Here is a 26,028-nt window from a genome sequence, read left to right as displayed (position 1 = left end):
CTCTTCTTGTTTATTGTACTTGTCTCATTTTTTAATTATGTAACAAAATGTAGTTTGTTTCTGTCAGTACGAAATGTTAGAGACAATGAAAATTAGCAAAAGAACTGTGGCATGACATTGGCAACGGTTTCATAGATAGGGGATGCTACAAAAGGCAGTCCCATTTTTAATTTGATCTATTTCTGTCTGGTAATGTGCGAGTTAAGATAATCTTTCATTCCCTCTACATCGCTTATTTCTCTTTTCGGTATTACATAAGCACTGACCGAGCTGTTATAAAGATAGAAATTGTAGCTGTCCTCTTCGAAATTTATAAAACCAGACCACCTTACTCTTGAATCCGAATTTGAAGTAGTATCTTCAATTCCTTCTTCTGTCATAATCAAGTGATGTTCACCTAATAATCCATCGCTCGTACCTTCTCTTAACATTTTCTTAGTATTACGGATAATATAATTATAGAAATACTTTGGATAGAATATAATCCACAGAATACTTATTGTTAGAAAAATGATAAGCATCACTGGGAGAGACGCACTCATAACTGTTGTAAATATATAAGCTGCAATGATAAAGAATATAGGTGGTAAAAACCTTTGTATATTCAATGCTTTAATGGCAGTTTTAGAATTTTTAATATGAAACAAATTAAATTTCAGATAATCCTCTTCTGTTAGCTTGTAATTTATCTCCATTGATAATCTCCTCTAAGTTGTTTTCAAACATCACACGTTAATAATTAAGACGGTTGCATAATCCTATATCAGATGGGACAGAAGTTCACCTCTATTGTTCTCGAAGTAAATAGTGTCACTAGGTTCATTAAAAACATACTGCCCTGTAAAAAGCAGCCGGGTCTATAACTAAGCACCAGTTAGTCTTTCAAGAAATCCCCTTATTTCGCTTCAACAACAAAACTTGTATAAGACTTTTCATCAATAGTTACATCAATTTTCCAAAGACCCGTCTTATCAAGACCGAATTTCGCTCCACTTTGATTGTTTTCTATATTCCATTCATAAAGTTCAACAGCATCTTCTGTGTCTTTATGAGTTGCGATCATTTTATACTTTTTACCGTTGAAATCTTTAGCACTGTCCAAGAAATAAACATTATACAATCTCCCTTGATTTACTACTGGAAACTCTGATTCATCGCTCTCTCCATTCGTTTTCGTAATACCAAACTTTCCTTCCGTTCCATGCAAAGTGAGATTATCAACATTAAATGTAGGACTTAGCGTCCACTCTTTATCTTCTGTACATCCTGACAGTAACAAGACTAAAACAACTAAAAGAAAACTCCATCTCTTCAAATGAATATTCGAAATGTTAACGCCTCCTTTGTTTCATCTAATTATTAATAATTCTTTGTCACCTAGAAAAAGCCTTCTTTAATAAAAGGGTCTTATTAAGGATGATCCCATCGTCGAACGAACTTATTTAATCTATGCACGACCAGTTGACGGAACCACCAGATTGGGAAGTATTCAACTAGTCTCAAACTAAATAAATCTTACCATTTTGTTTAATGAATAATTAACACATCATTTTCAATATAGCTATCGTAAAGATTGTTAATATAGGATTCGATTTCTTTTCCCCATTCTTCTCCTTCTTCAATGGAAGTTGGATCACCGAATTTTGATTTTATATAGGTTTGAAAATATTCATTTCTCTTTAGATAAGTCAAAGTCCACATATCGAAATATTCATCATTTGTCATTCCCAGTGCTTTTGCTTCTTTAGCATTGAAATTTTCCATTTCAACTGATTCAGCATTAGGATATACCATATTTTTCAATTGTTTTATAGATTCTTCAGAAAATGTAACCCCAGTATTTTTAGCTTCATCTATAATAATTTCCTGCTTCAAATAATTTTCAATATTTTCATCTGTAAGAGAAAATTGTGAAATAATTTCTTTTACAGTTATATCGTTACCTTTAAAAGTAGCAACAACGTCATCTAACTTGTATTCCTTTTCAGAATTTTGGTCTAAACAAGCTGCCAATAAAACAATTGATATTAAACCCAAAATTAACATTTTGAATTTCATTGCTATTCCCCCATATATAATTACTTGTAATTTCACTTTGTAATTGTAATACGAACGAAAAGAACATTAGTTACAATTATAACGAAATTTTCCATTAAAAATCTCGAAAAATTCCCCTTTCCTTATTGAAGCTAGCTTCCAAAATAATCTTGAAGTTTTCGTTGCATGTCCTCTTTATTCGCAGCAAACTGCTTATGTCGGTTACCATTAGCACCTGATGGATGAGGAAATCCATTTAAAATCGATTCTTTGTTAATAAAGCCATTATCAGCAAGATACATTAATACCTTCGAGACGTTTACTCCTAGTGGAATGATAAGTGAGTCATTTAATTTGTTAAGCTCGCCTGCTGTGTAGTCAAGGATATGTCTTTTTAAAACTTCTGTTTTGAGGATATTAGGTGTCGACCCGCTATAGTTTTTTCCGTTATAAAACACAGGATAAGGTAATACCGACATCGTTTGAACTAAATGGCTTGCCGTATCGAAAAGTTCACTCGAAGATGATAACCCCAAATTATTGTTCAAGCCAAGTTCATCCAGCATGTGAATCAGGTTTTTTCGCATCGGCCCTTCAAAGCTAGAGTTTTTCTTCACTTCATGAAGAACATCTTCATCCGATAGTTGCTGATCCATCACATTCAATACCGTTGAGTAGGATTTTTTCATTTGATGTAAACCAGGAGTAATGCCAACAATCACAACTTTGGCATTCTCGTTCACGTATTCAAAAGGAGCATAATAAATTTCAAGTTTTTTCTTATCGTCTTTTTCCAGTAAAAACTGCTCATTGAGTAAATTTTCATCATTAAAAGAAACAGGTAAAGATTGAATCAGATTTTTGTATGTATGGAATTTAGAATAATCAGCGATGCTCATGAATGTCTCCCCTATCCCTTTTTTTGTGTAGCTAATAGTATAAAAATCCAGCTACTAGCTTAGTTGCTGGATTCTTCTGTTTTACAATTGATCTTTTTGTATTGTTAAACGTTTTTCCAGAGTTTATTAATTAAGGATGCGCAGATAAGCCTTCCAAGGTCCAACATCTTCTTTATACCGTTTTGCCATGACTCTTGCAATTTGGGATAAATGATCGAGATCATGTGCAACCCAAGTTGATAGTTGTTCTCTAAGTTTCACACTTCCAAATTCCGGATGTAAACCCGTTTGTTCTAAATCCGTATGAGCATTAATTAAACTGCTTAACCTTTCTAGGCTATTCAAACGAAGTTCTGTAAACTCACTAAGTAATTGTTCCATTGTTTTTTCTGAGTTTTGGTGAAGTTGACTAAAGCGATCAAAGACAGGGAAGGTTTCCGTCTCTCCCTTAGAAATAATTGTTTCTATGCGTGGAATCCAATTATATTTTTCCCCTTCGATAAGGTGACCAATTACATCAAATGCACTCCAAGTTGTGTTGCCTTCGTCACAATCAATCCATGAATTTGATAATCCTAAGAGCAAATTACTAAGTACTTTTGGCGTACGTTCGAGTATTTCAATTGCCTCATCAATCTGAAACTTCATGATGATAACCTCCCTTTTTAAATAGTCTATCATTTTCCCTGATGAAGGGATTTACTTTATATATAACCATTCCTCTATCTATATATGAAGAGAGTTTTATACCGTAAAGTTATGACTGTGGTCAATTAAAAAACAGTCACTTTCTAACTTGAAATCAGCAGCAAAAGAATAAAGGTGAATTTAATTTGATAGGGAATATAGTGAATTAAGTTTATTAAAAGTCACGAGTTCTAAATTTGAAATTAAAAGGAGGTTAATCATGATACCACCCAAAAAATCAAATCAGTGGATTGGGGTTTTTATTCTTTATACGGTAGTAATATTTATAGGTTTGCTTACAACTAGGGTACTGTTTGGAAGTGATATTTTGAATCGTTCTATATTTAGTTTGCTTATAATAGCCATTGTCTCTGCTCTAATTCCAAGTATTGGTGGGTTTTTAGGGAAGCGGATTTTCTTTAGTATCTATACACTTTCTGCCATAGTAGGCATCCTTTATATGTTTTATATAGTGTTAAGTAATACTGCACCTGGATGGGGCGATTTAACCAGCATTATAGGTTATCTATTTATTGTTGGAGTTGGAACTGTCTTAGCTTTAGTAACGGAAGTTGTTAGCCATTTTATTAAAAGAAAACAACAGTAAACGTAGAAAAGCCTCCTGATGTGATTTCAGGAGGCTCAATATCTAGATACTGCTGACAGAAACAGTAAAGTTAGTTTTATATCATACCCTTAATATTTCGCGGATATCTTCTTCTGTCATAGCCTTTAATGGCTCTTCGCCAGAATGGATCACTTCGTCAATCAGATTTTGCTTCTTCAGTTGGAGTTCGGTGATTTTCTCTTCAATGGTCCCTTTCGCCACTAAGCGGATGACCTGTACTTCATTTTCCTGCCCCATGCGATGTGCCCGGTCTGCAGCTTGCTGCTCGACCGCCGGATTCCACCAAAGGTCATAGAGGATAACCGTATCGGCTCCTGTCAGATTCAATCCAGTACCGCCTGCTTTTAAGGAAATTAGAAATAAATCCCCTTCGCCTTCATTGAACCGGTTGCATAATTCTACACGTTCTCTAGGGGGTGTTTTACCGTCTAAATAAAAATAAGGTTGGCCATTTTCACTCAATCGCTGTGCGATAATGCCAAGCATTTTCGTAAACTGGGAAAACACTAATACCCGTCTTCCTGAGACTCGGCATTCCTCCACAATTTCCATCAATTGATCAAATTTAGCCGACCCACCTTCATATCCTTCAACAAATAAAGCAGGATGGCAGCATAGTTGTCTTAAGCGCGTCAATCCCGCTAAGATTTTGATGCGATTTTTTTGAAAGCTGTCTTTGTTCAAATGCTTTAAAGCATCTTGTTTCAATTCCGCCAAATAAGCAGCATACAACTTCTTCTGCTCTGTTTGTAATTCGGACATCTGAATGATTTCGACTTTATCAGGCAGTTCTTTCAAGACCTCTTTTTTCAACCTCCGTAAAATGAACGGACGTACTCGTTTAGCAATAGCTTCCCGCCTCATCTCACTATAGAGTCTTCGATTCGGTAACAGTTCCGGAAAGACGACAGAGAAAATCGACCATAATTCATCCAACGAATTTTCGATTGGTGTCCCAGTAAGGGCGAAACGGTATTCTGCCTGAATCACTTTGACTGCTTTTGCCGTCTGGGTAACCGGGTTTTTAAATGCCTGTGCTTCGTCTAAAAATAAAGTATGAAAGTGTTTATCACGATATAGCGCCCTATCCATTCGTAACACTGGGTAAGATGTAATGATGACGTCTAATCCTTCACTTGCTTTTAATAAAAAAGCCCTTTTTTCTTTATTGCCATCTATTATTCCAGCTTGTATCTCTGGAGCAAATTTTTTCAGTTCATTCATCCAGTTATAGATCAAAGAAGATGGAGCTACAATTAATACTGGCAACTTCCGGGCACGAATATCCGGAAGGACCGACATGATGAAAGCAATACTTTGCACCGTTTTGCCAAGTCCCATATCGTCAGCCAAAATGCCTCCAAATTTATACTTAGCCAGTAACTTGAACCAGCTGAATCCGACTTTCTGGTAATCACGCAGCACGTCCTCTAAACTCTCCGGCACTTCACTAACCAAGTCCTCGGGAGCATGTAAATTTTTCATTAGCTTAGCAAATGTTTTCCCTGGATCCACTAGTTGGCCGTCTTCAAGAGTCTCCACCAGTTGCATTCCTTGAATTAAAGGTACACGAATTTTTTCCTCATCGAAGTTCTCTGAAGTTATTCCTAAGTCGCGCAGGAAATCGTTCAACGCCAAGAATTCCTTTGTCTCTAGAGACATTAACGTACCACTCGGAATTCGGTAATACTTCCGCTTTTCTTCCAAAGACTTCAATAATTTCTTGATTTCTGATTCTGGAATCCCTTGAAGGTCAAAACGGAACGCCAACCAATCTGTTCTTTCCTTAATCTCTACTTTGATTTTCGGACCGGCATACGCTTTTTGCACCCTTAATTTCACCGCGACCGTGGCATAAATTTGAAGCAATTTTTCTAAATCTGGAACGACGTGAAACAGAAAATGATATTCCGCTTCTTCGTCGTGCATGTAAAAACCACCATCTGTTTGATTAAAAGAGCTGCCTTGCATTAATTTCATAATTTCTTGTTCTTTATTGCGCTGTCTTCGGACTCCCGGATAATGTCGGAACTCATCTTCTGTTTCTTCGCATGGATTAATAACCAAATGTCCATAATGGAACTCCACCCCAGCTACAAGGCGATGTTTGAGGCGGTCCAAAAACAATTTTGCACGGAGCGGCGTTTCCACCAATAGTTCAGTAATCGAATCTGCAATATGTACGGTCCCTAGTCGCTTTAATCCTGGAATAACCGTTTCCAGAAAATGATCCATTTGAGTAGAAGAAATGATGAGCTGTTTTCCTGACCCTTCCATCAATTCTTTTAAATCGCCCAGACGGTTGATATCTTCTGTGGACATTTGGATAAATGCCCCTCGAGAAAATGCCGTTTCGTAAGCTTTTAACACGAGAATCTCATCTAATCCGTCAACATCTAGTTGATAGCCACCCGAACGAGCTTGGTCAAATCGGAAAGACAAAGGCAATTGTTTCTCTAAGTGAAGACCATCAACCGTCGTTCCGGCATGAATCACTTTTACTAAAGGAACTTTCAGTAATAAAGGCAGAAGTTGCTCCCAATCGGAGGTGGATATGACCAATGTATCTTTTGCAGAATTCAAACCTTCTGCAATACGCTGGCTTTTCATTAAGAATACAATGACTTCCTCTGTTTCTTTGTCAAAACTATAAATTTCGGGACTATAGAAGAAATCTGGAGCGCATTCATACGAATCGCCGTGCTCGACTTTTTTCAAGAATTCTTTCACGTTTTCGATTCTATCAAATCTTTCGGTCCCGGCTTTTATGGTTATCCCCAATACATAGCCTGCCTTCCCGAGAAATATAGGGCTACAGCTAAATTCAACTTGGAGAACCTGTCTCTTATCAAAATGAAGCCGTTTTCCTCTTGGTCTCGGTGCTTGCTGAGTGAATAAATCCAGCATTTTAGCAGTCATGGGATTTTCCCGTTGTTGGTTTTCATCGATTGCCAAAAGAACGCCCGCAATATGATGGCAGTAAGTCGTTACGAATCCGACCGGCGGACAACTGCAAGAAGCTAGAATTTTTCCATCTTGCGTTTGCCGCACGCTTATCTGGAACTTGTCCCTTCCCTCTACAGTAGCCTTTATGGATAAATCGTCTTCTGCATCGGGCTCGAGCAAGATTTTCCCTGCTTGGTTAATGATTTTGCCTTTTTTATATGCGACCATTCCGCATAGTCTTTTTATTTTTGACTCATTTAATGAAAAATTCATGGGGTGATCCTTCCTGAAGCTCAAGGTTGATTAGAAAAATCCAGTTAATGTTTAAGTGTTTTCCCTATTATCTCGAACTGAGGTTGTCGTTACAAGCATCGTGCCACAAAACGTTGAATTCCACTGCTCGCTTTCTCGTGTTTAATCCTACCGTTTCTGATTTAAGTACACATTTAGAAAATGCTAATTGGACGCTATCTAAGTGTTTGAAGGGTATAATAAATTGGAAGAAGTAAACATTAAACGAGATGTGTTTTATATAGAAAGTAAATAAGTCGATTTCCGTTACGAGCGGACGCTTTCCGCGGGTGGTCCGTGTGCCTCCTCGTTCGCTTCGCTTTCTGCGGGGTCACACCTGGACACACTTTTCCCGCCGGAGTCGCCGCTCTTCACTCCAATCAAAGGGCAGAAATTCTTAACAAATTCAAAAGAATACACTTCAACTATTCGTGCACTACTCATCAAAAGGCATTTATGAAATCGACTAAAATAATAAAAAATCATATGTGAAAAATCAACAAAAAGACATTAGAAGAAAAGGTGATTTGATGACAGAGGAAAAAGCGATGTTAGAAACAGGATGGAACTTCGACAATAGTTATGCTCGACTACCGCAAGTATTTTTCACAAGCTTCACTCCTGATGCAGTACGTTCGCCAGGTTTGATTATTATCAATACTCCATTAGCTTCCCAATTAGGGTTAAATGCTGATGCATTGCAAAGCAAATACGGTGTAGCCGAACTTGCAGGTAACAAAATTCCAGAAGGCGCAGCACCTCTTGCTCAAGCTTACGCAGGGCATCAATTCGGGAATTTCAACATGTTAGGAGACGGTCGAGCTCTTTTACTAGGAGAGCAAATCACTCCTGATGGTGAACGGTTTGATATTCAGTTCAAAGGTTCAGGTAGAACGCCATACTCACGAGGCGGCGATGGTCGAGCGGGACTCGGACAAATGCTACGCGAATACATCATTAGCGAAGCCATGCATGCACTTGATATTCCTACCACCCGGAGTCTGGCAGTGGTGACAACTGGTGAATCCGTACTCCGCGAAACCGAACTGCAAGGTGCAATTCTGACCCGTGTTGCTGCTAGTCACATCCGTGTCGGTACGTTCCAGTATGCTGCAAACTTTGGCTCAATCGAGGAAGTGCGGGAACTCGCTGATTATACAATAAAACGCCATTATCCTGAAGTAGATGCTGATGACAATCGATATTTATCGTTCCTTCGAGAAGTGATTAAACGTCAAGCTTCGCTCATTGCTAAATGGCAATTGGTAGGCTTTATCCACGGGGTAATGAACACCGACAACATGACCATTAGCGGAGAAACGATTGACTACGGTCCTTGCGCCTTCATGGATGCCTATGATCCAGCAACCGTATTCAGCTCCATTGACCGTCAAGGTCGCTATGCCTATGGCAATCAACCGTATATTGGTGGATGGAATCTCGCACGATTTGCAGAAACTCTATTACCGCTTCTTCATGATGATCAGAATGAGGCAATTAAAATAGCCACAGAGGCGATTGGGGAATTTGATAAGTTCTATCACGAGAACTGGTATGCGGGAGTGAGAGCAAAACTCGGTATTTTCAACGCAGAAGAAGCGGATGAAAAACTTATTGAGGATCTCCTAAATATGATGCAGAAGTTTAGTACGGATTATACCAATACTTTCCGTGCACTGACTTTAGATACACTAGAAGATTCGGATCTGTTTAAAAGTGAAGAATTTGCACAGTGGAATGAGCACTGGCAAGCAAGACTAAGCAGACAGCAGGAGTCAAAAGCTGACTCTCAACAGTTAATGCGAAACAGCAATCCTGCAATCATTCCTCGCAACCACCGGGTAGAAGAAGCACTTGAAGCTGCAGTTGAACGTGGAGATTATAGCGTGATGGAGAAGCTGCTTGAAGTTCTTTCAAAACCTTTTGCACACACACAAGAGCAGACGGATTTCTGCACAGTACCGGCAGAATCATCTCGGCCTTATCGTACTTATTGTGGTACTTGAATAATAATCAAAATAATTGCAAGAGAAAATGCCCGTCATCGAATGAAGTATGAAATTACTTCGTCTGGTGACAGGCATTTTTTATAATGCTTGAATTCTGAATACAGCCATGAAATTGAGCTACTCGTGTTTTCCACTGCTGAAATTTAGATGATCTTTATAATGTTGTTACATCACACATTCTTCCAGTTTTATTTAATAGTTATTAACGCATCCGGAAATAGTTTCTTTTGACGTCTGAGGATGAGATTCATCTTCCGGATTTTTTTTAACAGAAATCCATTTCCCACGTGTGAACTGTATAGTTAAGACCACTGCTCTAAAAGCAATATCTATCCCGATTGCTATCCACACACCGAGAAGGCCCCATCCAAGTTGTATTCCTAGTACATACACAAGTAATGTTCGAATCCCCCACATGCCGACTGCTGTCAGATACATTGGGAACTTAGTATTATTTGCTCCTTGAAATGCGCCAGTAAGAATGAGTTGTAAGGCGAGGAATGGTTGGAAAACACCCGATACTTTTAAGGAGGTTCCTATATTTTTAATTACCTCAGCATCATTTGTAAATATGCTGCCTACCAAGTCTCCTAGAGTAAAAAGCAGAACGCCTATAATAGTCATTAAACTAATACCAATCCCTGTGCAAAGGACTGCATATTTCTTTGCTTCGCATATGTTTCCGGCACCAATTTGCTGTCCAACTAGGATGGTTGCAGCGGTCGCAAAACCGTAACCAATCATATACGAAAAAACCTCCACGTTTCCTGCAATTTGATGAGCAGCAAAAATATTTGTACCAAGTACGACAACGAATCCAAAGTAAACGATTTGACCAAGCCTCATGACTAGCCTTTCAGCAGCAGCAGGGCCTCCGAGAGTTACTAATTCCCGTATATGTTGTTTATCTGGTTTCCAATAGTCCTTCCTAAAAGCAAGAACAGGAGAGCGCTTTATATAATAAAAGAGCGCGATGCTACCAATAATTCTTGAGACAACAGTTGCTATTGCAGCTCCGGCAATGCCCATTTCGGGAATTATCCAGAAGCCGAAAATTAAAATATAGTCCAACACACCGTTAACTATGTTAATTAAAATGCTAGCTTTCATTGGAGCACGTGTATTACCAACTCCTCTTAAAACCGCACTTAGTACAAACATTAAAGACATAAATACAGAGGGAATTGCTACGATTTTAAAGTAAATAACACCTGCCTCTAGCACATTATCTTCTATTCCCATCAACTTTAATAACGGTTCTGCAAAGAACATAGTTATAATCCCTGTCAATATGCCAAACAAAATAGCTAATATAACCGATTGTTGGGCAATATGTCGGGCTTTTTCTGGCTGCTTCGCTCCAATAAAATTCGCAATCCGTACATTAACTGCAACGCCAATTGCCATAAACAACGCAAAATAAATGGCGAGCAAAGCATTCGTAACACCAACTGCTGAAACTTCAGTAAGACCAATTTTCGAGACAAAGTAAGTATCAACAAATCCGAGAATCGTCTGAAAAAAATTTTCTATCACTGCTGGCATTGCTAGCACTAAAATAATCTTAATTTTATCCTTTATATTTTCTGAATTTGGTATGGTAACATCATTATTTTTCACGATAATCCTCCCAATAATGTTAGTGTTCCCGATAACCAATTCCTTACTCGTTAGATTAGCGCAAAAATATTCACAAGTTTTAATGTAGACTTTTTTCGATTGTTTCTACTTCTAAAAATGGAATATCGATGATAAACACAAAAACCCCTGAATAGGGGGTTTTTTAAGTGTCCACTATTCGGGGTACAGTTCAAGGATAAAAGTAAGGTAGTTTTTATATTAGGATTATTTGAAAGAAATCACGTAAAACCAGTGTTTTAGCTACACAGGTTTATGCTATGATGCCATTTGTCTGCACATTTCAGCACATGAGCGACAAATCTTAGCACATTCTTGGCAATGATGGTCTTTGAATTTGATTAAAAAACCCAATAATTTTGGCATTATTTCAGCTGACATAAAATACTATTCAAGACAGGAGAAGGTTCGTGTTTAATCAATCTAATAATCAAAGGCTACAGGATTTTAGTGGCAGACAAATGGGGAGGATCAGGGGATAAAAATTCCTCCTTGTCTAAGAAAGGCCAAAAAAATAGCATTGCTTTGGGCAATGCTACTTAACTGTCTCTATCTCTAACTTATCCAGTAACCTGATATGCTCAATATGGTCATCCCCACCAGAAAAGCCACTTCCATTCAACGCATTAACAGTAGGAAGCACTTTGCCGGAACGACATAGACCATATAGCCAAAATACATTTAGTGTTCTATAAAGAAATTACTGAATATATCTGGCTGTCTAGTTGTCACCAAATTCGTATATGAAGCCAAAATGGATGACCAACTATCCGGCAATGTTTTAATAATTGTATCAATTTTAAAAAACAGACAGTAAGGAATGAATTCTGTTTAATACAGGTTTCCATTCTCCCTTTCCAATAAAATTATCAACAGTCCTTTGTGATGGAAAGGCAGATTTGACGAAGAATATTCTTTTTCCTCCAGACAGAGGACTCTCCTTTTCTACACGATTTTGATACTTTTCTTTATCGGTAAGAATATTACCATCTACTATACTAGCTGGCCAATAATCCCCATGCTCTAATTTTGCAATTTGGAGCTGATTATTTACATTGTCTCCTAACATTAGTACTACTTTAGGTGAAAATGCTTTTATTTGATTCATTAGATATGGAGAACAATGCTTCTTTGCAATGTTAAAGTTTTCTTTCGGAATACTAATTTCCAGATTTGTTTTTTTATCTTTTAATTTTTTCGCTTTTGCTACAAAGCACTTAACTAGATCCGTTGCAACATATGTATATCCCTGATCGTCTAATGCTTGGAGAAGAATACGAATTTGTTGCTGATTGAAAGAAATTAATTTGTCTTCTTGAAAGTATCTCTTATACGCTTTTAATTCATCATTTGTATTTAATTGAATTGTTCGAAAAGAACCATCTTTAGCAGGGCCACCATGAGAATCTAATACAATCATGACATCAAATGTACGAGTTCCCTCTAAGATATTCGAAGATATTAGTCCAAGGGATAAGTTAGAAAATTGACCATGCACTAAATCATGCTTTATATAATCAGATCTTTCTTTCCTGCACGCTTCACATTTTTTCCTTTCATTGATTTTATCAAAAACATTAAAAATAAGTTGTGCATTATTAGTCTTTTTACCCATATAATCTCCTTTCTATAAAACAATTCTTATATTAATATGATTAACCTTACAATTAATCATAAAAAAACACGCTTGCAAAACCGATATCAACATATGGGTGTCACCGGGATAACGGTAAATAAAAGACTTAATTTAAATAGGAATTACATTAAAAAAACACGCGCAATTCTTAGATGTTTAGAAACTAACGATATAGAAAAAGCACAAGAAATATTTAGAGAAAAACACATTAGTCGACTGACAAAGAATGAACCTCATATATTAAACGTTGTAAAAGGTATGATTAACTACATTGGTTATGTCAAAGGTATGGACGACATCATATTTCAAAGGATCGCCGGTAGATATAACAATATAGCTGGTTCTTTTGTATTTAATGTCAATCAAAAGTATTCAACTTGGTTTTCTTTTTGGACCACAAATGTAGCAGTTATAGAATTCGGATTTGAGGTAGATGAAGAATTTTATCCAGAAGGTCAAGGAACAGGTTTCTTTTTAAAAGGTGTAGGATTTATAACAAATGCACATGTCCTAAAGAATTTTGATGTGAGCCTTCATAAAATTAAAGTAACCCAATCACGTTATAATCCTGAAGAAAAAGAAGCAAGAATTTTAATAAGTGATCCTAATAAAGATATTTCAATTCTTCAAGTATATGATCATGAGGTCGATAGCGGATTTAATAATAATCTTTTTCATTCTCAAGGTGAAGATATAACTTTGCTTGGTTATCCTAACCATGGAGGCGACAATTCATTGTACATCCAAGAAGGTAAAGTTTTACAATTTAGAGATGTGTTTTTTAATGAAATTATTAATGATGCAACAGGAGAATTAGGAATGACTCAAGAAAGGACAATTATTAGTTCTAGAATTGTTTCAGGTAATAGTGGTGGACCTGTTATTAATTCCAACAATGAAGTAATAGGAATCGCTACTGTAGGGTTTAAAGGAATATCCGCTGATACTATTGAAGACATTACTGCAGTCAGTACTATAGTTAGAATTAAGGATGTATTAGAGCTCTTTAATAAACTTCCTAAAGAAGTTGCTATTGTTACATAGGAGTAAATAATTCATTGGATCAATTTCTCCAAAAAAATAAGGGAACAGATTCGCTTATTTCGAATCTGTTCCCTTATGCGTTTTCCATTTAATGGTCTAATTAAAGTGATTATTGCAATCAAATGCTTCTGCAAGCTATGGAAACGAAAATCTTAAATACTCTACTAATCCTGAAGCCGCCTAATTTTTCAAAGCCAATACAATAATTCTAAGAAAATGATAAACTCCATCTTCATCACAAGGAAATTCTGTTACGTCATCTACTGCTGCTTTAACGTGATCCGTTGCATTTTTCTGGCCACCGCGTTGCTGACAAACTTGAACATTTTCAGATCTTTGTCACTGTCGCCAATTGTTAAAGTTTCACAACCAGTTGTTTCCATCCCGAGGATAATTCCCTCGCACCTAAAACAAACTATATTAAAATTTTTATCATCTAATTTTCTTGATAATTCAGCTTTAAGAATTTTGATTCTTTTGTGAAAGTAGCAACACTGCGGTTATCAATATTCATCTTGATTGTATTCGACTGTTCTTCTTTTTCAATTTTGTCTCTATTAAGAGTTAATATATATTGAAAATCTAATTGATTATTTTCCTGGTTATCGAGGAAATTCAGACTTTGGACAAGGGTATCTTGATCAACATCAAAAATATTATCATGTACTAAGAATCCTGGATGTCTTTTTCGTGTAAATTCATTAAACATTAATGCCATGTCATAAATAAAAACTTTGGTTCTTTCTACACTGTGACTCCCATCATCAAAAATTCTCATATCTATTTCAATTGTCTTTTTACTTGTTTTTTTATTTATTGTATCAATTGAAAAGGAGCACTCTTTATTTCCCATAATAAATTCATGTACATTAAGTAACGTGATGAGAAAGCTATTTAGTACTTTATCATTTTCTTCTATTACATCGTCTAGTTTCAAAATTTCTTCCGACTTTCTTAAATATAATGTTTTCTTTTCTTTTTCAGCACTTTCATAATCACTATAAAAAGCTTTAGTTTTAGAAAACTCAGCATTTTTATCATTATATATTTTTAGACTAATTTTTAAATCTCTTAAAACTCCCTTTTGATCAATAATTTTTAACTTTTCTGAGTATTGATCATCAATTCTACTTATGTCATCTGTAGTTTTATCTAACAGCTCCTGCAATTCGGAGGCTCTTTGATTTAATAAAATACTTTGAAATTTTTCTACCTTTGTTTTAAATCCGACTGCTTCTTCTAAAGATTTGACAATCAAATTTCCTAACCCTTCTTTAAATTGATTGTAAATTATTTCAATTTCTTTATTATCAATAAATTCAGGCTTCGGTAAGTTTTTTATTTTATTATGTTCATACCTAATAGCTTTTTGCCTTTTTCTAAGTGTATCTAATAAATCTTCTAGTCTAATTAAATCTTTTTCAATTGAACTAAAGGCTTCATTACTTTTAAAACTTTCAATAGCAGCACTTATTTTATGTAATTCATCATCCAGGGAATTTAATTCTGCCCTTACCCCTGCTAGTTTCTTCTTATTCCCTTCAGTTATAATCTTTTTTGCGTTTGAGGAAACTGATTTAATATCTTCAATTTTTTTTACTGTGATTTGTGTTTTTTTATAAGCATCTAATGAAATATTCAAAAAAAACAAATGAGGTATAAAATCGATTGGTATTTTTTTTGTAACATCGAAACATTCTAAAATATTTTTAAATTCCGATCTTTCATCACGTAAAAGAGGAGCAATTAGTGATCTGAAAGATGGCACCGTTTCTGTAATAAAATTAATATATACTAAATTTTTTAAATATATTTGTGCATCTTCAAGACTTTCAAAGAAAATTATTTTCCCATCGTTTTCAATGGAAGGCTGATCTTGATTTTTTTTATTTCTAATAATCGTTAATTGATTAGATCCAATTTCAATGTCTAATTTTATGTCCACTCTATCATCGAATACTTCATTAGGTATTAAAGAAACACGACTTTCATTAAATTTTTTTAACAAACAAAAATTTAAAAACTCTATAGATAAAGATTTCCCTACTCCATTTGTTTTTCTTCCTTTAACTGTTGTAGAATCGGATTTCTCTCCTAAAATAATATTTACTCCATCATGAAAAACGATTGGAATAAATATCTCAGGATTTGAATAAAGCTTTTTTATTCTTATTCTATTGACTTGTCTATCCATAGATATGGCTCCTCAAACTTAATAATTCCTAGCGAGAATAAAAATGTTAAACCAAATATAAGCTGTCTGCTATTAATAATTCCATGTGTTTTTAACATATCGGAAATTTTATAAATAGAAACTCTTTGATTTTTATTTTTATTAATCTCTTTCAATATTAAAAAACCAATAAATACCGATGAGGATTTTATTTGTCCTTTTTCAGATACTAATAGATTCATTTTGATATCCTCCATTGGGGAAAACATTACATTTTATTGTTTCATTAATTAGGTAAAATTTAATTGCCATTTGGTCGTATTCTTTTCCAGACTCACTAAGTTCTGTTTCAAAATATTTAGTCATATTTTCAAGTGCTATTCTCGGGTTACCATTTGATTCCTCTAAGTATTGATTACTAATATCTCTTAAGTAAAGTCCAATTAACATTGACTTGACCTCATCGAGTCCTAAAATATTATTTACCTGTTCAACTGCTGTACCATACAAAGTCACTAGTTCTATATATAAGCCTTTTAAAAAGTCTGCATATTCATTAAATCTTCTATTTATTTTATGCTCAGGATCTGTGGGAGATTCTAATATTTTAGATATCTTTACTTTATTACTGGTCAAATATTCAATGAGTTCTATAATTGTTACAATTTCATTTGCTTGTCTTTTTTTTTCATTATTAACATGGACGACAAGTTCTTTTTGCAGAAAATTGGATATTGAAATCATCTCCTCAGTATTTTTGTTTTTTATACAGTGGAGGAGATCTTTACTATCTAAAATATCCTTCTCTTTATTAAAAGAAAACTTGTTTTGAGTTTTAAATTCTTTTGTATATTTTTTTTTTCGAGTAATAATAAGTATTATTACTCTTTCATATTTTTCATATAATTTTTTCTCAATAAATTTTTCTATCGTCTCATTAATCTTTGTACTTGAACTATCAGAAGTGACTTGAATAGCAATCTTCTTATTTATATCACCCAAATCAATTGCTGCAATATTTTTTTCAGAGTAATTCAAATTAATTAAACGATATCCATAAACTAAATTTAAGAATTCTTTAAAAAAATCCTCAGAAATAATATTAATATCATAAAGATTAATTGAATTTCTATATTCCACTTGATGTGAAAGTGTTCCCAGAGCATCGGCTATTAACTTTAAATAAACTTCTTTATTCATGGCTCATCTCTACTTTCCATTTTAATTTAAAGTTGCAATTACTCAAAATAGTAGTCAAATCCCCAAAGAGAGAATAGGTATCTTCTGTCTCTTATTTCATTGATTAGAGACATGGTTTAGATTCCAAAGTTGGCTTTTACGACGGCTTATGTACCGGTTAGTTGTTGTGCATAGTATAGTCCTTGTTGATATAACACATCGGTTGTTTGGAAGATTTATGGACGCTAACAATTAAACATTTCAGACGCTTTTCAAATGGATATTAAATTTATAATTTAGATGAGGTTAAGATACAAAAATCTTCTATGTACCCTGAAACTTTTAACTCTCACATACATTTCGGGTTTATTTCTACTAGGGTGACGCGGTCTTTTTTTGTTTGTTAAAACTTTTTCATATTCTTTATATTTCAATACATATGTTTCTTTTTCTAAACCATACAAATTTATTAAGTCATGAACCATCATCGCTTCTTGATTGTGAAGAGTAGCTTTTACTTTACTCGGAACATCTCCCCATGCAAGAAGCACATGGTTCGCTTCTTTCAGAGCAGTTATATGTGCACTATTATTATTCTTTCGCATAGTACTCCATTTTCCATTTGTAATAACTTCATCTAGTTTCATCTTTACTCCTATAGAATTAGATTCATATGCCGGAAAGATATTTAGAATATTAATAAAACCGATATTTCTAATTGGTGAGTCAATTAATAAATTCATTTCACAAACGAATAAGATTACCTTATTAACAGTGTTATCGGAACAAGTATTATCTGCTTTGCTTGGATTCATCATTATTGCAGTAAGTGTATTTGAAAAACTATTTTTCAATTTGATTTTCAGTATATATCTGCCCTCTATATTTTTTGTGAGAAGTTCTTTTTCACATTCTAGTACGGTCTCGATTTTTCCAAAAGGATATGGAGTACACAAGTATACATCACCTTCAATTCTAATATTTATAAGCGATATTCTAGCTAAGGCTCAGCTGCACAATACTGCATTTCCCTTGATTATCTAGTGTGATAATAGATTTATTGACCATCTATTGTAATATCTAATGATTTCTTTCACTCTCAAAAAGTCTTACTTGTAAAATAACACAATTATTCCTAATTTTTTGTAGTTATTTGTCGAATCCTGATAATATAATAATTGAATCATTTATCTATACAAACTATTATTAAAAACAATTCTTATTAACAATAAATCAAGTACCAGAATCAATAATTCAAATCACTTCTGGCTGATTTTGTATCGCAAACCAATACCACCAACTTGTAAAATTCTCAAATCACGGTATGTTACTGAGTTACATGATACATAAACAACCCATTTTGTTTTTTTCTCCATAATAGTTTTAAGCAATGCTTCTCCAGCCTTTGATAGAGAATCGACTACTAGTATGTCGCCTTCTGTGTACTATTTTGGTATTACGACTTGTGCTGATCCTGCTACGGAATTGGGGTTTTACCCTCGCTGAGTTGTTTCCAGCCCTGGAGCATGTCTCATTTTCACGGCTGTATTCATAAAAAAGAACCTGATCCCTCTATCTCTCTAAAGGAATCAGGCACTCTCTATTTAACTAAATTCATTTTCCAAACTAATACTTTGTACAACTGGATTACTACGAGTGGCATTAGTGACATCGCGTAAATTGTACCGAATTGTGCTGCGTTGAGTGGGGCAATTTTAAATATTCCCTGAAGTGCTGGTAGCAATAGTACGATGTGCAGTAAGACTACACCGAGAATGACAGCAAACCAAAGGTACTTGTTTGTGAAAAGCCCGATCTTAAATAACGACTGATTGCTTCTAGCATTAAATCCATGGAACAATCGTGCTAAACATAAAGTAGAGAACGCCATTGTGCTCGCTACCATGTGGTCTCCCGTTGATAAGCCAATATGGAAGGAAATCAAGGTTGCACTTGCGATGATTAGCCCTTCTGATAGAACTCGTAGGGCAAAGCTTTTGTTCAGCAAAGGTGTGTTGATACCCCTTGGTTTTTCTTTCATGATGTCTTTATCATGTGGTTCAAGTCCAACCGCAATTGCAGGCAAGCTATCGGTTAGCAAGTTAATGAATAACAAATGCACAGCTGCAAAAGGAACTGGTAATGCTAATATGGACGCATATAGGACGGCCAAAACCCCGCCTGTATTTCCTGCTAACAAAAACTTGATTGAATTCTGGATATTGGCGTAGATGCTCCGACCATTTGATATGGCTTTGACAATTGTCGAGAAGTTATCATCAGTCAATACGATGGCAGATGCTTCTTTGGCTACTTCTGTGCCGGTGATTCCCATGGCTACTCCAATGTCAGCTTGCTTTAAAGCTGGCCCATCATTGACGCCATCCCCAGTCATGGCAACTACATTCCCTTTTTCTTGCCATGCCCGAACAATCCTAATCTTATGCTCTGGTGATACTCTAGCATAGACCGAAATATTGGCTACTTTTTCCTTGAGTTCATCGTCACTCCACTTTTCGATTTCAAACCCTTCGACTGCTTCCGATTCATGCTTCAATATCCCAATCTTTTTTGCAATGGCTGAAGCGGTAATTTTGTGATCACCTGTGATCATGACCGGTTTGATACCTGCGTCAATACATGCTGCAACTGCATCAGCAGATTCAGTTCGTGGCGGATCCATCATGGAAATCAACCCGATAAAGGTTAAGTCATTTTCATCTTTAAAATCAATCTTTTCGCCTTCAGCTATTTCTTTATAGGCGAATCCGAGCACTCTAAGACCATTCATTGAAAACTCTTTATTTACCTTCTCTATTTCTTGTTTTGTACTGTCGGTAAATGGTGAAACTCCTTCAGAGGTTTCAATCTTCACTAATCTGTCTATAAGGACGTCGAGTGCCCCTTTAGTGACCATATAGTATTTGTCATCATATTTATTTACGGTACTCATCAGTTTCCGTTCTGAATCAAATGGGAGCTCTTCAACTCGCGTATACTTATCCCTAATGATTTTTTCATCATAATCATAATCATCACCGAAGTTGACGAGGGCTATTTCAGTGGGATCGCCAATTTCCTTATTATCAACCGTTTCCGAATCATTACATAAAAGCGACATCAATAGGATTCGGTTTTCGATGTCCTTATCAAGATCCAGTTGGTCATGCTCAACGACCTTATTATCTACATAAACCTGCTGGACGCTCATCTTATTCTGGGTAAGCGTTCCTGTCTTATCAGAACAAATGACAGATATGCCTCCGAGGCTTTCAACGGCATGAAGTTTTCTAACGATTGCATTTTCCTTTGCCATCTTTTGAGTACCAAAAGCAAGCACAATTGTAACAATGGAACTTAAAGCTTCTGGAATGGCAGCTACTGCAAGTGCTACTGCAAACATAAACGAATCAACGACATCGTTTCCTCTAAATAAATCAATCGCAAATATTAAAACGGCAATCGCAATAATGATAACCGCTAAGTATTTTCCGAATGTATCAAGACTAGTTTGAAGAGGTGTCTTTTTCTCTTTAGCTGATTCCAGCAGATTGGCAATCTTGCCAATCTCAGTCTTCATTCCGGTGTTTGTAACTACGACAACGCCTCTTCCATATGTAACGAAGCTTCCCGAGAATACCATATTCTTTTTGTCTCCAATAGAGACGTCATCTTCATCGATTGGCTCCAAATCTTTTGACGCATTAAGCGATTCGCCTGTTAATGAACTTTCATTAATCTGAAGGCTATTGTTTTCATGCAATCTTCCATCTGCACTGACCAAATCACCCGTGTCCAGATAAAGAATATCCCCAACAACGATTTCTCTAGAAGGCACTTCCTCTTTTGTCCCATTGCGTAAAACTTTAGCGGTTGGTGAGGAAAGAGCCTTTAAGCTGTTTAAACTTTGCTCCGCCTTTACATGCTGGACCGTTCCGAGAATTGCATTAAGGATCACGACGATCATGATCACAATTGTATTTTCTATTTCACCTAAAAAAGCAGAAATAAGGGCAGCAACAATTAAGATGATGACAAGGAAATCTTTAAGTTGCTCAACAAATACTTGTAAACTGCTCTTTCGCTTGCTTTCTTCCAACTCGTTATAGCCATGCTGCTCACGCCTTTTGTGAACATCATCTGTATTCAAACCCGCTTCTGTTACATCCAAAGTCTTCAAGACTTCACTTGATGTTTTTCTGAAAACATCCTTCATTTAATTGTCTCCTTTTATTAGAGGCTTATAATGTATAAAACCTGCAAAATTCCCCCGAACAATCAGGTGCTTCCCTTTAGTATAGTAGAACCTCATTCCAGTAGCGAATGAGGTTCTACTATACGTATCTAATTCTTTTACTTGAAATCAACAATACGGCTCTTCATACCTGCCATTATCCTACTAAATAGATGGTCTTTCTCTACGAAAAAGACTGTAGCTATTACGACTGGATTTTTAGCGCCAAGACATTCGTTTTAAGGTAATGATAAACCCCATCTTCATCACAAGTGAATTCCGTTACGTCATCAGCTGCTGCTTTAACGTGATCAGATGCATTTTTCATAGCTACTGCGTGACTGACAAACTCGAACATTTTCAAATCGTTATCACTGTCGCCAATAGCTAACGTTTCACAGCCAGTTAAACCAAAGCGCTCTAACATCTGCTCGATACCTGATGCTTTGCTGACGTTAGCGACCATTACTTCTGCATTGTGTTTAGAAGAAGGCGTCATTGTGAATGGCATTTCTCTCTGAAGCTGCTCAAGGTCCATTTTCCAGTTATTGATTGCCTCTTTGGTTCTCGAGAAAAAATAGAACTTCGAAAAATGAGTTCCTGTAATCTCTTCCGTCCACTCAATTTCATCTTTAATGGCTTTTTGGCGTGAAATCCACTCATTGATTTCTACGCTTTCAGGTTTGGGTTCTCTCATTTCATGTAACACATAATCTTTATCTTGCTGTAAAACCATTCGAGATTCGCCGTATGGGAAAAGCTCATAATACACTTTGTTTTCCCGTGCTCTCTCAATGATGGTTTCCACTAGCTCACGTGATAGTGAATGTTCAAACACGACTTCTTCTCCGATATAGCCGGCCATGCCGTTCGCCGTGATAATTGCGTCTACCGCAAATCCTTCAGGTAGCATCTCTCTTAATTCCGCAGCGTTTCTCCCAGTGGCAATAAAAACGAAAATCCCTTCGTTTCGCAGTTCGTCTATGATTTCTTTCGTGTGAATGCTTACCTTGTTATGATGGTTTAAGATGGTTCCGTCCATGTCTAAAAATATCGCTTTAGGTTTTACTACCAAAATACTTCCTCCTAATTATGTAAATATAATTTATTTAGCAAGTATACGCTTAGCTATTTCTAAACTCAATGAATGCACAAAAACATAATAAAACTAACAATTTGATTTCTTTTGTGGAATGATAGAGAGGCACTGCTCTTTAAAAGTGTTCCTATATAATAGAAGGTAAAGGCGAAAAGTTCTATTTCCCAACAACTTCCCAGTATGATTAAACGTATTTATTGAATATAATGAAGGTACCATATCGAGTGTAGAAGTAAAAATGTCCGTTTGCGCAAGTCAATCTGGCAGAAAAAAGAGACCAGACGGCGGATGGAGGTTGAAATGAAACAGATATTGACCATTGAGAAAGTGCTAAACAATAATGTGGTAATTGCCGTTCATGATACGTATAAAGAAGTAGTCTTGATTGGCAAAGGCATAGGCTTCAACACCAATAGAGGAGATCCTATATCTTTTGATAAAGCGGATAAAACGTTTTTGTTGAAGGATGAAAAAGAAAAGGAACAATACGTCAACCTACTCCCTCATATTGAAGAAAACTTAATCATCTTTATCCATGAACTGCTTCTTTTTGTTGAAGAACAAATGGACAAAGAACTGAATGAGCATATTCATGTGGCATTGACAGACCATCTTGCTTTCGCCATCAGCCGAGCAAAAAAAGACATGCAATTCTCCAATCCATTTTTATATGAAATCGAAGCTTTGTATCCAAAAGAATATCAAGTCGCAAAAGGTGTCGTAAAAAAAGTGGAAGATCGGATGGATATCGTATTCCCAGATGGCGAAATAGGCTTTATCGCACTTCATATCCATAGTGCGGTTTCAGATAAATCATTGCTTGACATCAACCGCTACAATCTTTTAATTTCACAACTTGTTGAAATTATCGAAATAAATCTTACGATTCAATTGAAAAAGGACGATGTCGATTATCATCGCCTAATCCAGCACCTGCACCGAGCTATTGACCGTGCTCACCAAGGTCAAGCCATTGGAGAAGAGAATAAGCTGGAGGAATTGTTGAAAAACGAATACCCTGTATGCTATAATCTTGCATGGAAGCTAATAAAAGTGATGCAAAACCAATTGAATAAGCCTGTAGATGAAGCTGAAGTCCTATATTTAACGATTCATCTTCAACGCCTAATAAATAAATCCTAAACCATACGTGTTACTGATTCGATCAGGCATGAGTATGAAAAGATTCCTGGTTAAATCCGAGGGGAACTTCTCCCTTTTTTAACCTTGTCTTTTCTACTCATGCCTTTTTTATTTTGGGCTTATTCAATACTTGCTTTCACTCATCAAAACTTATTTATAAAGGAGGAATGGTCATGTCAACTAAAACTGCTAAATCATCTAATTTATTTGGCGTTATGCAAAAGGTCGGAAAAGCGTTGATGCTTCCGGTTGCCCTTTTGCCTGCAGCAGGTATTCTGCTAGCATTTGGTACAAGCTTTGCACAAGATACCTTTATTGAAGCAGTGCCATTCATGGGTGCTGACTGGATTCAAAAGTTGTTGTACATCATGGCCCAAGCTGGTGGAGTCGTATTTGATAATCTACCATTGCTGTTTGCTGTCGGGGTTGCCATTGGACTTGCAGGTGGTGACGGTGTAGCTGGTCTCGCAGCTATTATCGGGTATTTAATTATGAATGTAACCATGAAAGCCATTGGCAATATAACGCCAGAGATGGTAACCGAATCCCCTGCGTATGCGACCGTCTTAGGTACTCCTACGCTTCAAACGGGTGTCTTTGGTGGTATTATTGTCGGTGTTTTAGCGGCTTTTCTATACAATAAGTTTTACAATATTCAATTGCCGCAGTTCCTTGGATTCTTTGCAGGAAAGCGTTTCGTCCCAATTGTTACCGCTTTCTCAGCAGTTTTACTTGGTATCGTGATGTTCATGGTTTGGCCATTCGCACAAAGTGGCTTGAATACATTATCACATTTCATGTTAGAAACAAACCGCACACTTGCGGCTTTCGTATTCGGTTTAGTTGAACGTTCGTTAATCCCATTTGGATTGCACCATATTTTCTATTCACCATTCTGGTTTGAATTTGGAACGTATACAAATGCTGCAGGAGATATCTTCCGTGGCGACCAACGTATTTTCTTTGCTCAATTACAAGATGGTACAGAGTTCACTGCTGGTACCTTTATGACGGGTAAATTCCCGTTCATGATGTTCGGTCTTCCTGCAGCAGCACTTGCTATTTATCACACTGCTCGTCCTGAGAAGAAGAAGCTTGTCGGCGGTATCATGGCGTCTGGTGCTCTTACTTCATTCCTAACAGGTATTACTGAACCACTTGAATTCTCTTTCTTGTTTGTAGCACCCGTATTATTCGGTATCCATGCGGTTTTCGCAGGACTATCGTTTATGACGATGCACTTACTTGACGTTAAAATCGGTATGACCTTCTCTGGTGGTCTAATCGACTTCCTGCTCTTCGGTGTTATGCCAGGCAGAACTGAATGGTTCTGGGTAATCATTGTAGGACTAGTCTTCTCGGTCATCTATTACTTTGGTTTCCGTTTTGCTATCCAGAAGTTCAACTTGATGACTCCTGGTCGTGAAGAGGACGATGCTGACGATGATACAAACGAAGTAATCGATGATCTTCCTTATGAGATTCTTGCAGCAATGGGTGGAAAAGAAAACATTACCAACCTTGATGCATGTATCACACGTCTACGTGTCAGTGTTAACGATAAAGAACATGTAGATAAAAAGAGATTGAAAAAACTTGGCGCTTCTGGTGTTATGGAAGTCGGCAACAATATCCAAGCTATTTTCGGACCCGTTTCAGACAGTCTGCGTGGGCAAATGCAAGATATTATGAATGGCAAAGCCCCACGTTCGAAAGAAAACGTACCGAAAACTGTTAAGCAAGTCAACGAAACTGAAGATGCTACTGTTAACATGGCTGCACTTGAGTTCAGTAGTCCTCTAACAGGCGAAATCTTACCAATTACCGACGTCCCTGACCAAGTGTTCTCGGGCAAAATGGTAGGCGACGGGTTTGCAATTAAACCTACAGATGGTAAAGTCGTTTCACCTGTAAACGGTAAAGTCGTAACTGTTTTCCCAACCAAACATGCGATTGGCCTCGTAGCAGATAACGGCACAGAAATCCTGATCCACATCGGGATTGATACCGTTAAGCTGAAAGGTGAAGGATTTACTTCTAAGGTTGAACAAGGTGACCTCGTACAACAAGGCCAAATCTTGATGGAAGTAGATTTAGATTATGTAGAAAAGAACGCACCATCTATCATCACTCCAATCGTCTTTACGAATTTGGAAGCAGGACAAGCTGTGAAAATCACGAAGTCTGGCAATGTGAAGGCAAATGATCAAAACATTGTTGAGATTACTGATGGAAACAACTGATAAGTAAATTATTAATTTAACCCCCCGGGTACTTGCAAAGAATTTTCGCAGGTACTCGGGGGGTTTATCTTTCATTAGTACATATTTAAGTTCTACAAGTCCAAAACTTTTATCATAAAAACAAAAAAGTCCAGAATCTTCA

General features: G+C 36.4%; 20 protein-coding genes and 1 pseudogene. 5 read left to right on the top strand and 16 right to left on the bottom strand.

Annotation, left to right across the window (positions count from 1 at the left end; translation table 11 throughout):
• Nucleotides 1-176 precede the first annotated feature (176 nt).
• From AC3EA5_RS01365 to AC3EA5_RS01345, 5 genes are all read right to left on the bottom strand, one after another.
• Nucleotides 177-695, bottom strand: a complete 519-nt coding sequence (locus AC3EA5_RS01365; protein ID WP_488606756.1) for a YcxB family protein — start codon at nucleotides 693-695, stop codon at nucleotides 177-179.
• Nucleotides 696-895: 200 nt separating this feature from the next.
• Nucleotides 896-1,279 (bottom strand): DUF4871 domain-containing protein, encoded by a 384-nt coding sequence (locus tag AC3EA5_RS01360; RefSeq protein WP_488606755.1) that lies wholly within the window; start codon nucleotides 1,277-1,279, stop codon nucleotides 896-898.
• A 248-nt stretch (nucleotides 1,280-1,527) separates the two neighbouring features.
• Nucleotides 1,528-2,058 (bottom strand): hypothetical protein, encoded by a 531-nt coding sequence (locus tag AC3EA5_RS01355; RefSeq protein ID WP_488606754.1) that lies wholly within the window; start codon nucleotides 2,056-2,058, stop codon nucleotides 1,528-1,530.
• Nucleotides 2,059-2,189: 131 nt separating this feature from the next.
• Nucleotides 2,190-2,936 (bottom strand): uracil-DNA glycosylase family protein, encoded by a 747-nt coding sequence (locus tag AC3EA5_RS01350; protein WP_488606753.1) that lies wholly within the window; start codon nucleotides 2,934-2,936, stop codon nucleotides 2,190-2,192.
• A gap of 126 nt (nucleotides 2,937-3,062) precedes the next feature.
• The gene (locus AC3EA5_RS01345) at nucleotides 3,063-3,584 is read right to left on the bottom strand and encodes a DinB family protein (RefSeq protein WP_488606752.1); all 522 of its coding nucleotides are present in this window, start codon (nucleotides 3,582-3,584) and stop codon (nucleotides 3,063-3,065) included.
• A gap of 259 nt (nucleotides 3,585-3,843) precedes the next feature.
• Between AC3EA5_RS01345 and AC3EA5_RS01340 the strand changes: the two genes are divergently transcribed.
• The gene (locus AC3EA5_RS01340) at nucleotides 3,844-4,230 is read left to right on the top strand and encodes a hypothetical protein (protein ID WP_488606751.1); all 387 of its coding nucleotides are present in this window, start codon (nucleotides 3,844-3,846) and stop codon (nucleotides 4,228-4,230) included.
• Nucleotides 4,231-4,311: 81 nt separating this feature from the next.
• On the opposite strand, the gene AC3EA5_RS01335 is transcribed toward AC3EA5_RS01340, so the two are convergent.
• The gene (locus tag AC3EA5_RS01335) at nucleotides 4,312-7,470 is read right to left on the bottom strand and encodes a DEAD/DEAH box helicase (protein WP_488606750.1); all 3,159 of its coding nucleotides are present in this window, start codon (nucleotides 7,468-7,470) and stop codon (nucleotides 4,312-4,314) included.
• A gap of 548 nt (nucleotides 7,471-8,018) precedes the next feature.
• On the opposite strand from AC3EA5_RS01335, the gene AC3EA5_RS01330 reads away from it, so the two are divergent.
• On the top strand, nucleotides 8,019-9,494 hold the full coding sequence (locus AC3EA5_RS01330) for a protein adenylyltransferase SelO (RefSeq protein WP_488606749.1): 1,476 nt from the start codon (nucleotides 8,019-8,021) through the stop codon (nucleotides 9,492-9,494).
• Nucleotides 9,495-9,689: 195 nt separating this feature from the next.
• On the opposite strand, the gene AC3EA5_RS01325 is transcribed toward AC3EA5_RS01330, so the two are convergent.
• From AC3EA5_RS01325 to AC3EA5_RS01315, 3 genes are all read right to left on the bottom strand, one after another.
• Nucleotides 9,690-11,117, bottom strand: coding sequence for an MATE family efflux transporter (locus AC3EA5_RS01325; RefSeq protein WP_488606748.1), 1,428 nt, complete (start codon nucleotides 11,115-11,117; stop codon nucleotides 9,690-9,692).
• Between the two features lie 276 nt (nucleotides 11,118-11,393).
• On the bottom strand, nucleotides 11,394-11,501 hold the full coding sequence (locus AC3EA5_RS01320; protein ID WP_488606747.1) for a four-helix bundle copper-binding protein: 108 nt from the start codon (nucleotides 11,499-11,501) through the stop codon (nucleotides 11,394-11,396).
• 433 nt (nucleotides 11,502-11,934) lie between these two features.
• Nucleotides 11,935-12,750, bottom strand: coding sequence for a hypothetical protein (locus AC3EA5_RS01315; protein WP_488606746.1), 816 nt, complete (start codon nucleotides 12,748-12,750; stop codon nucleotides 11,935-11,937).
• Between the two features lie 93 nt (nucleotides 12,751-12,843).
• On the opposite strand from AC3EA5_RS01315, the gene AC3EA5_RS01310 reads away from it, so the two are divergent.
• Entirely contained in the window at nucleotides 12,844-13,815 is a 972-nt protein-coding gene (locus AC3EA5_RS01310; protein ID WP_488606745.1) for a S1 family peptidase, read from the top strand.
• Between the two features lie 180 nt (nucleotides 13,816-13,995).
• Here AC3EA5_RS01310 and AC3EA5_RS01305 read toward each other — a convergent pair.
• From AC3EA5_RS01305 to AC3EA5_RS01275, 7 genes and pseudogenes are all read right to left on the bottom strand, one after another.
• Nucleotides 13,996-14,189: pseudogene (locus tag AC3EA5_RS01305) on the bottom strand (HAD family hydrolase); the annotation flags it as partial.
• Between the two features lie 62 nt (nucleotides 14,190-14,251).
• Nucleotides 14,252-16,009 carry a DUF2326 domain-containing protein gene (locus AC3EA5_RS01300; RefSeq protein ID WP_488606744.1) on the bottom strand — a complete coding sequence of 586 codons (1,758 nt, stop codon included), beginning with the start codon at nucleotides 16,007-16,009 and terminating at the stop codon, nucleotides 14,252-14,254.
• The gene (locus tag AC3EA5_RS01295; RefSeq protein WP_488606743.1) at nucleotides 15,985-16,230 is read right to left on the bottom strand and encodes a hypothetical protein; all 246 of its coding nucleotides are present in this window, start codon (nucleotides 16,228-16,230) and stop codon (nucleotides 15,985-15,987) included. Before AC3EA5_RS01295 ends, AC3EA5_RS01300 begins: the two co-directional genes overlap by 25 nt.
• Complete coding sequence (locus tag AC3EA5_RS01290; RefSeq protein WP_488606742.1) at nucleotides 16,211-17,188, bottom strand: SMEK domain-containing protein; 978 nt, start codon at nucleotides 17,186-17,188, stop codon at nucleotides 16,211-16,213. Before AC3EA5_RS01290 ends, AC3EA5_RS01295 begins: the two co-directional genes overlap by 20 nt.
• A gap of 275 nt (nucleotides 17,189-17,463) precedes the next feature.
• Nucleotides 17,464-18,123: a DUF1643 domain-containing protein gene (locus AC3EA5_RS01285; protein WP_488606741.1), complete on the bottom strand. Its 660-nt coding sequence runs from the start codon at nucleotides 18,121-18,123 to the stop codon at nucleotides 17,464-17,466.
• Between the two features lie 644 nt (nucleotides 18,124-18,767).
• Entirely contained in the window at nucleotides 18,768-21,383 is a 2,616-nt protein-coding gene (locus tag AC3EA5_RS01280) for a calcium-translocating P-type ATPase, PMCA-type (protein ID WP_488606740.1), read from the bottom strand.
• Between the two features lie 223 nt (nucleotides 21,384-21,606).
• Nucleotides 21,607-22,476 (bottom strand): HAD family hydrolase, encoded by an 870-nt coding sequence (locus tag AC3EA5_RS01275; RefSeq protein ID WP_488606739.1) that lies wholly within the window; start codon nucleotides 22,474-22,476, stop codon nucleotides 21,607-21,609.
• 324 nt (nucleotides 22,477-22,800) lie between these two features.
• Between AC3EA5_RS01275 and glcT the strand changes: the two genes are divergently transcribed.
• Together glcT and ptsG are read left to right on the top strand one after the other, a co-directional pair.
• Nucleotides 22,801-23,643, top strand: a complete 843-nt coding sequence (gene glcT / locus AC3EA5_RS01270; protein ID WP_488606738.1) for a glucose PTS transporter transcription antiterminator GlcT — start codon at nucleotides 22,801-22,803, stop codon at nucleotides 23,641-23,643.
• 173 nt (nucleotides 23,644-23,816) lie between these two features.
• Nucleotides 23,817-25,886, top strand: coding sequence for a glucose-specific PTS transporter subunit IIBC (ptsG, locus tag AC3EA5_RS01265; protein WP_488606737.1), 2,070 nt, complete (start codon nucleotides 23,817-23,819; stop codon nucleotides 25,884-25,886).
• Nucleotides 25,887-26,028 lie beyond the last annotated feature (142 nt).

This window comes from Paenisporosarcina sp., assembly GCF_057785155.1.
Note: the sequence above shows the minus strand (reverse complement) of the source record. Positions and strands in the feature narration are given on the sequence as shown.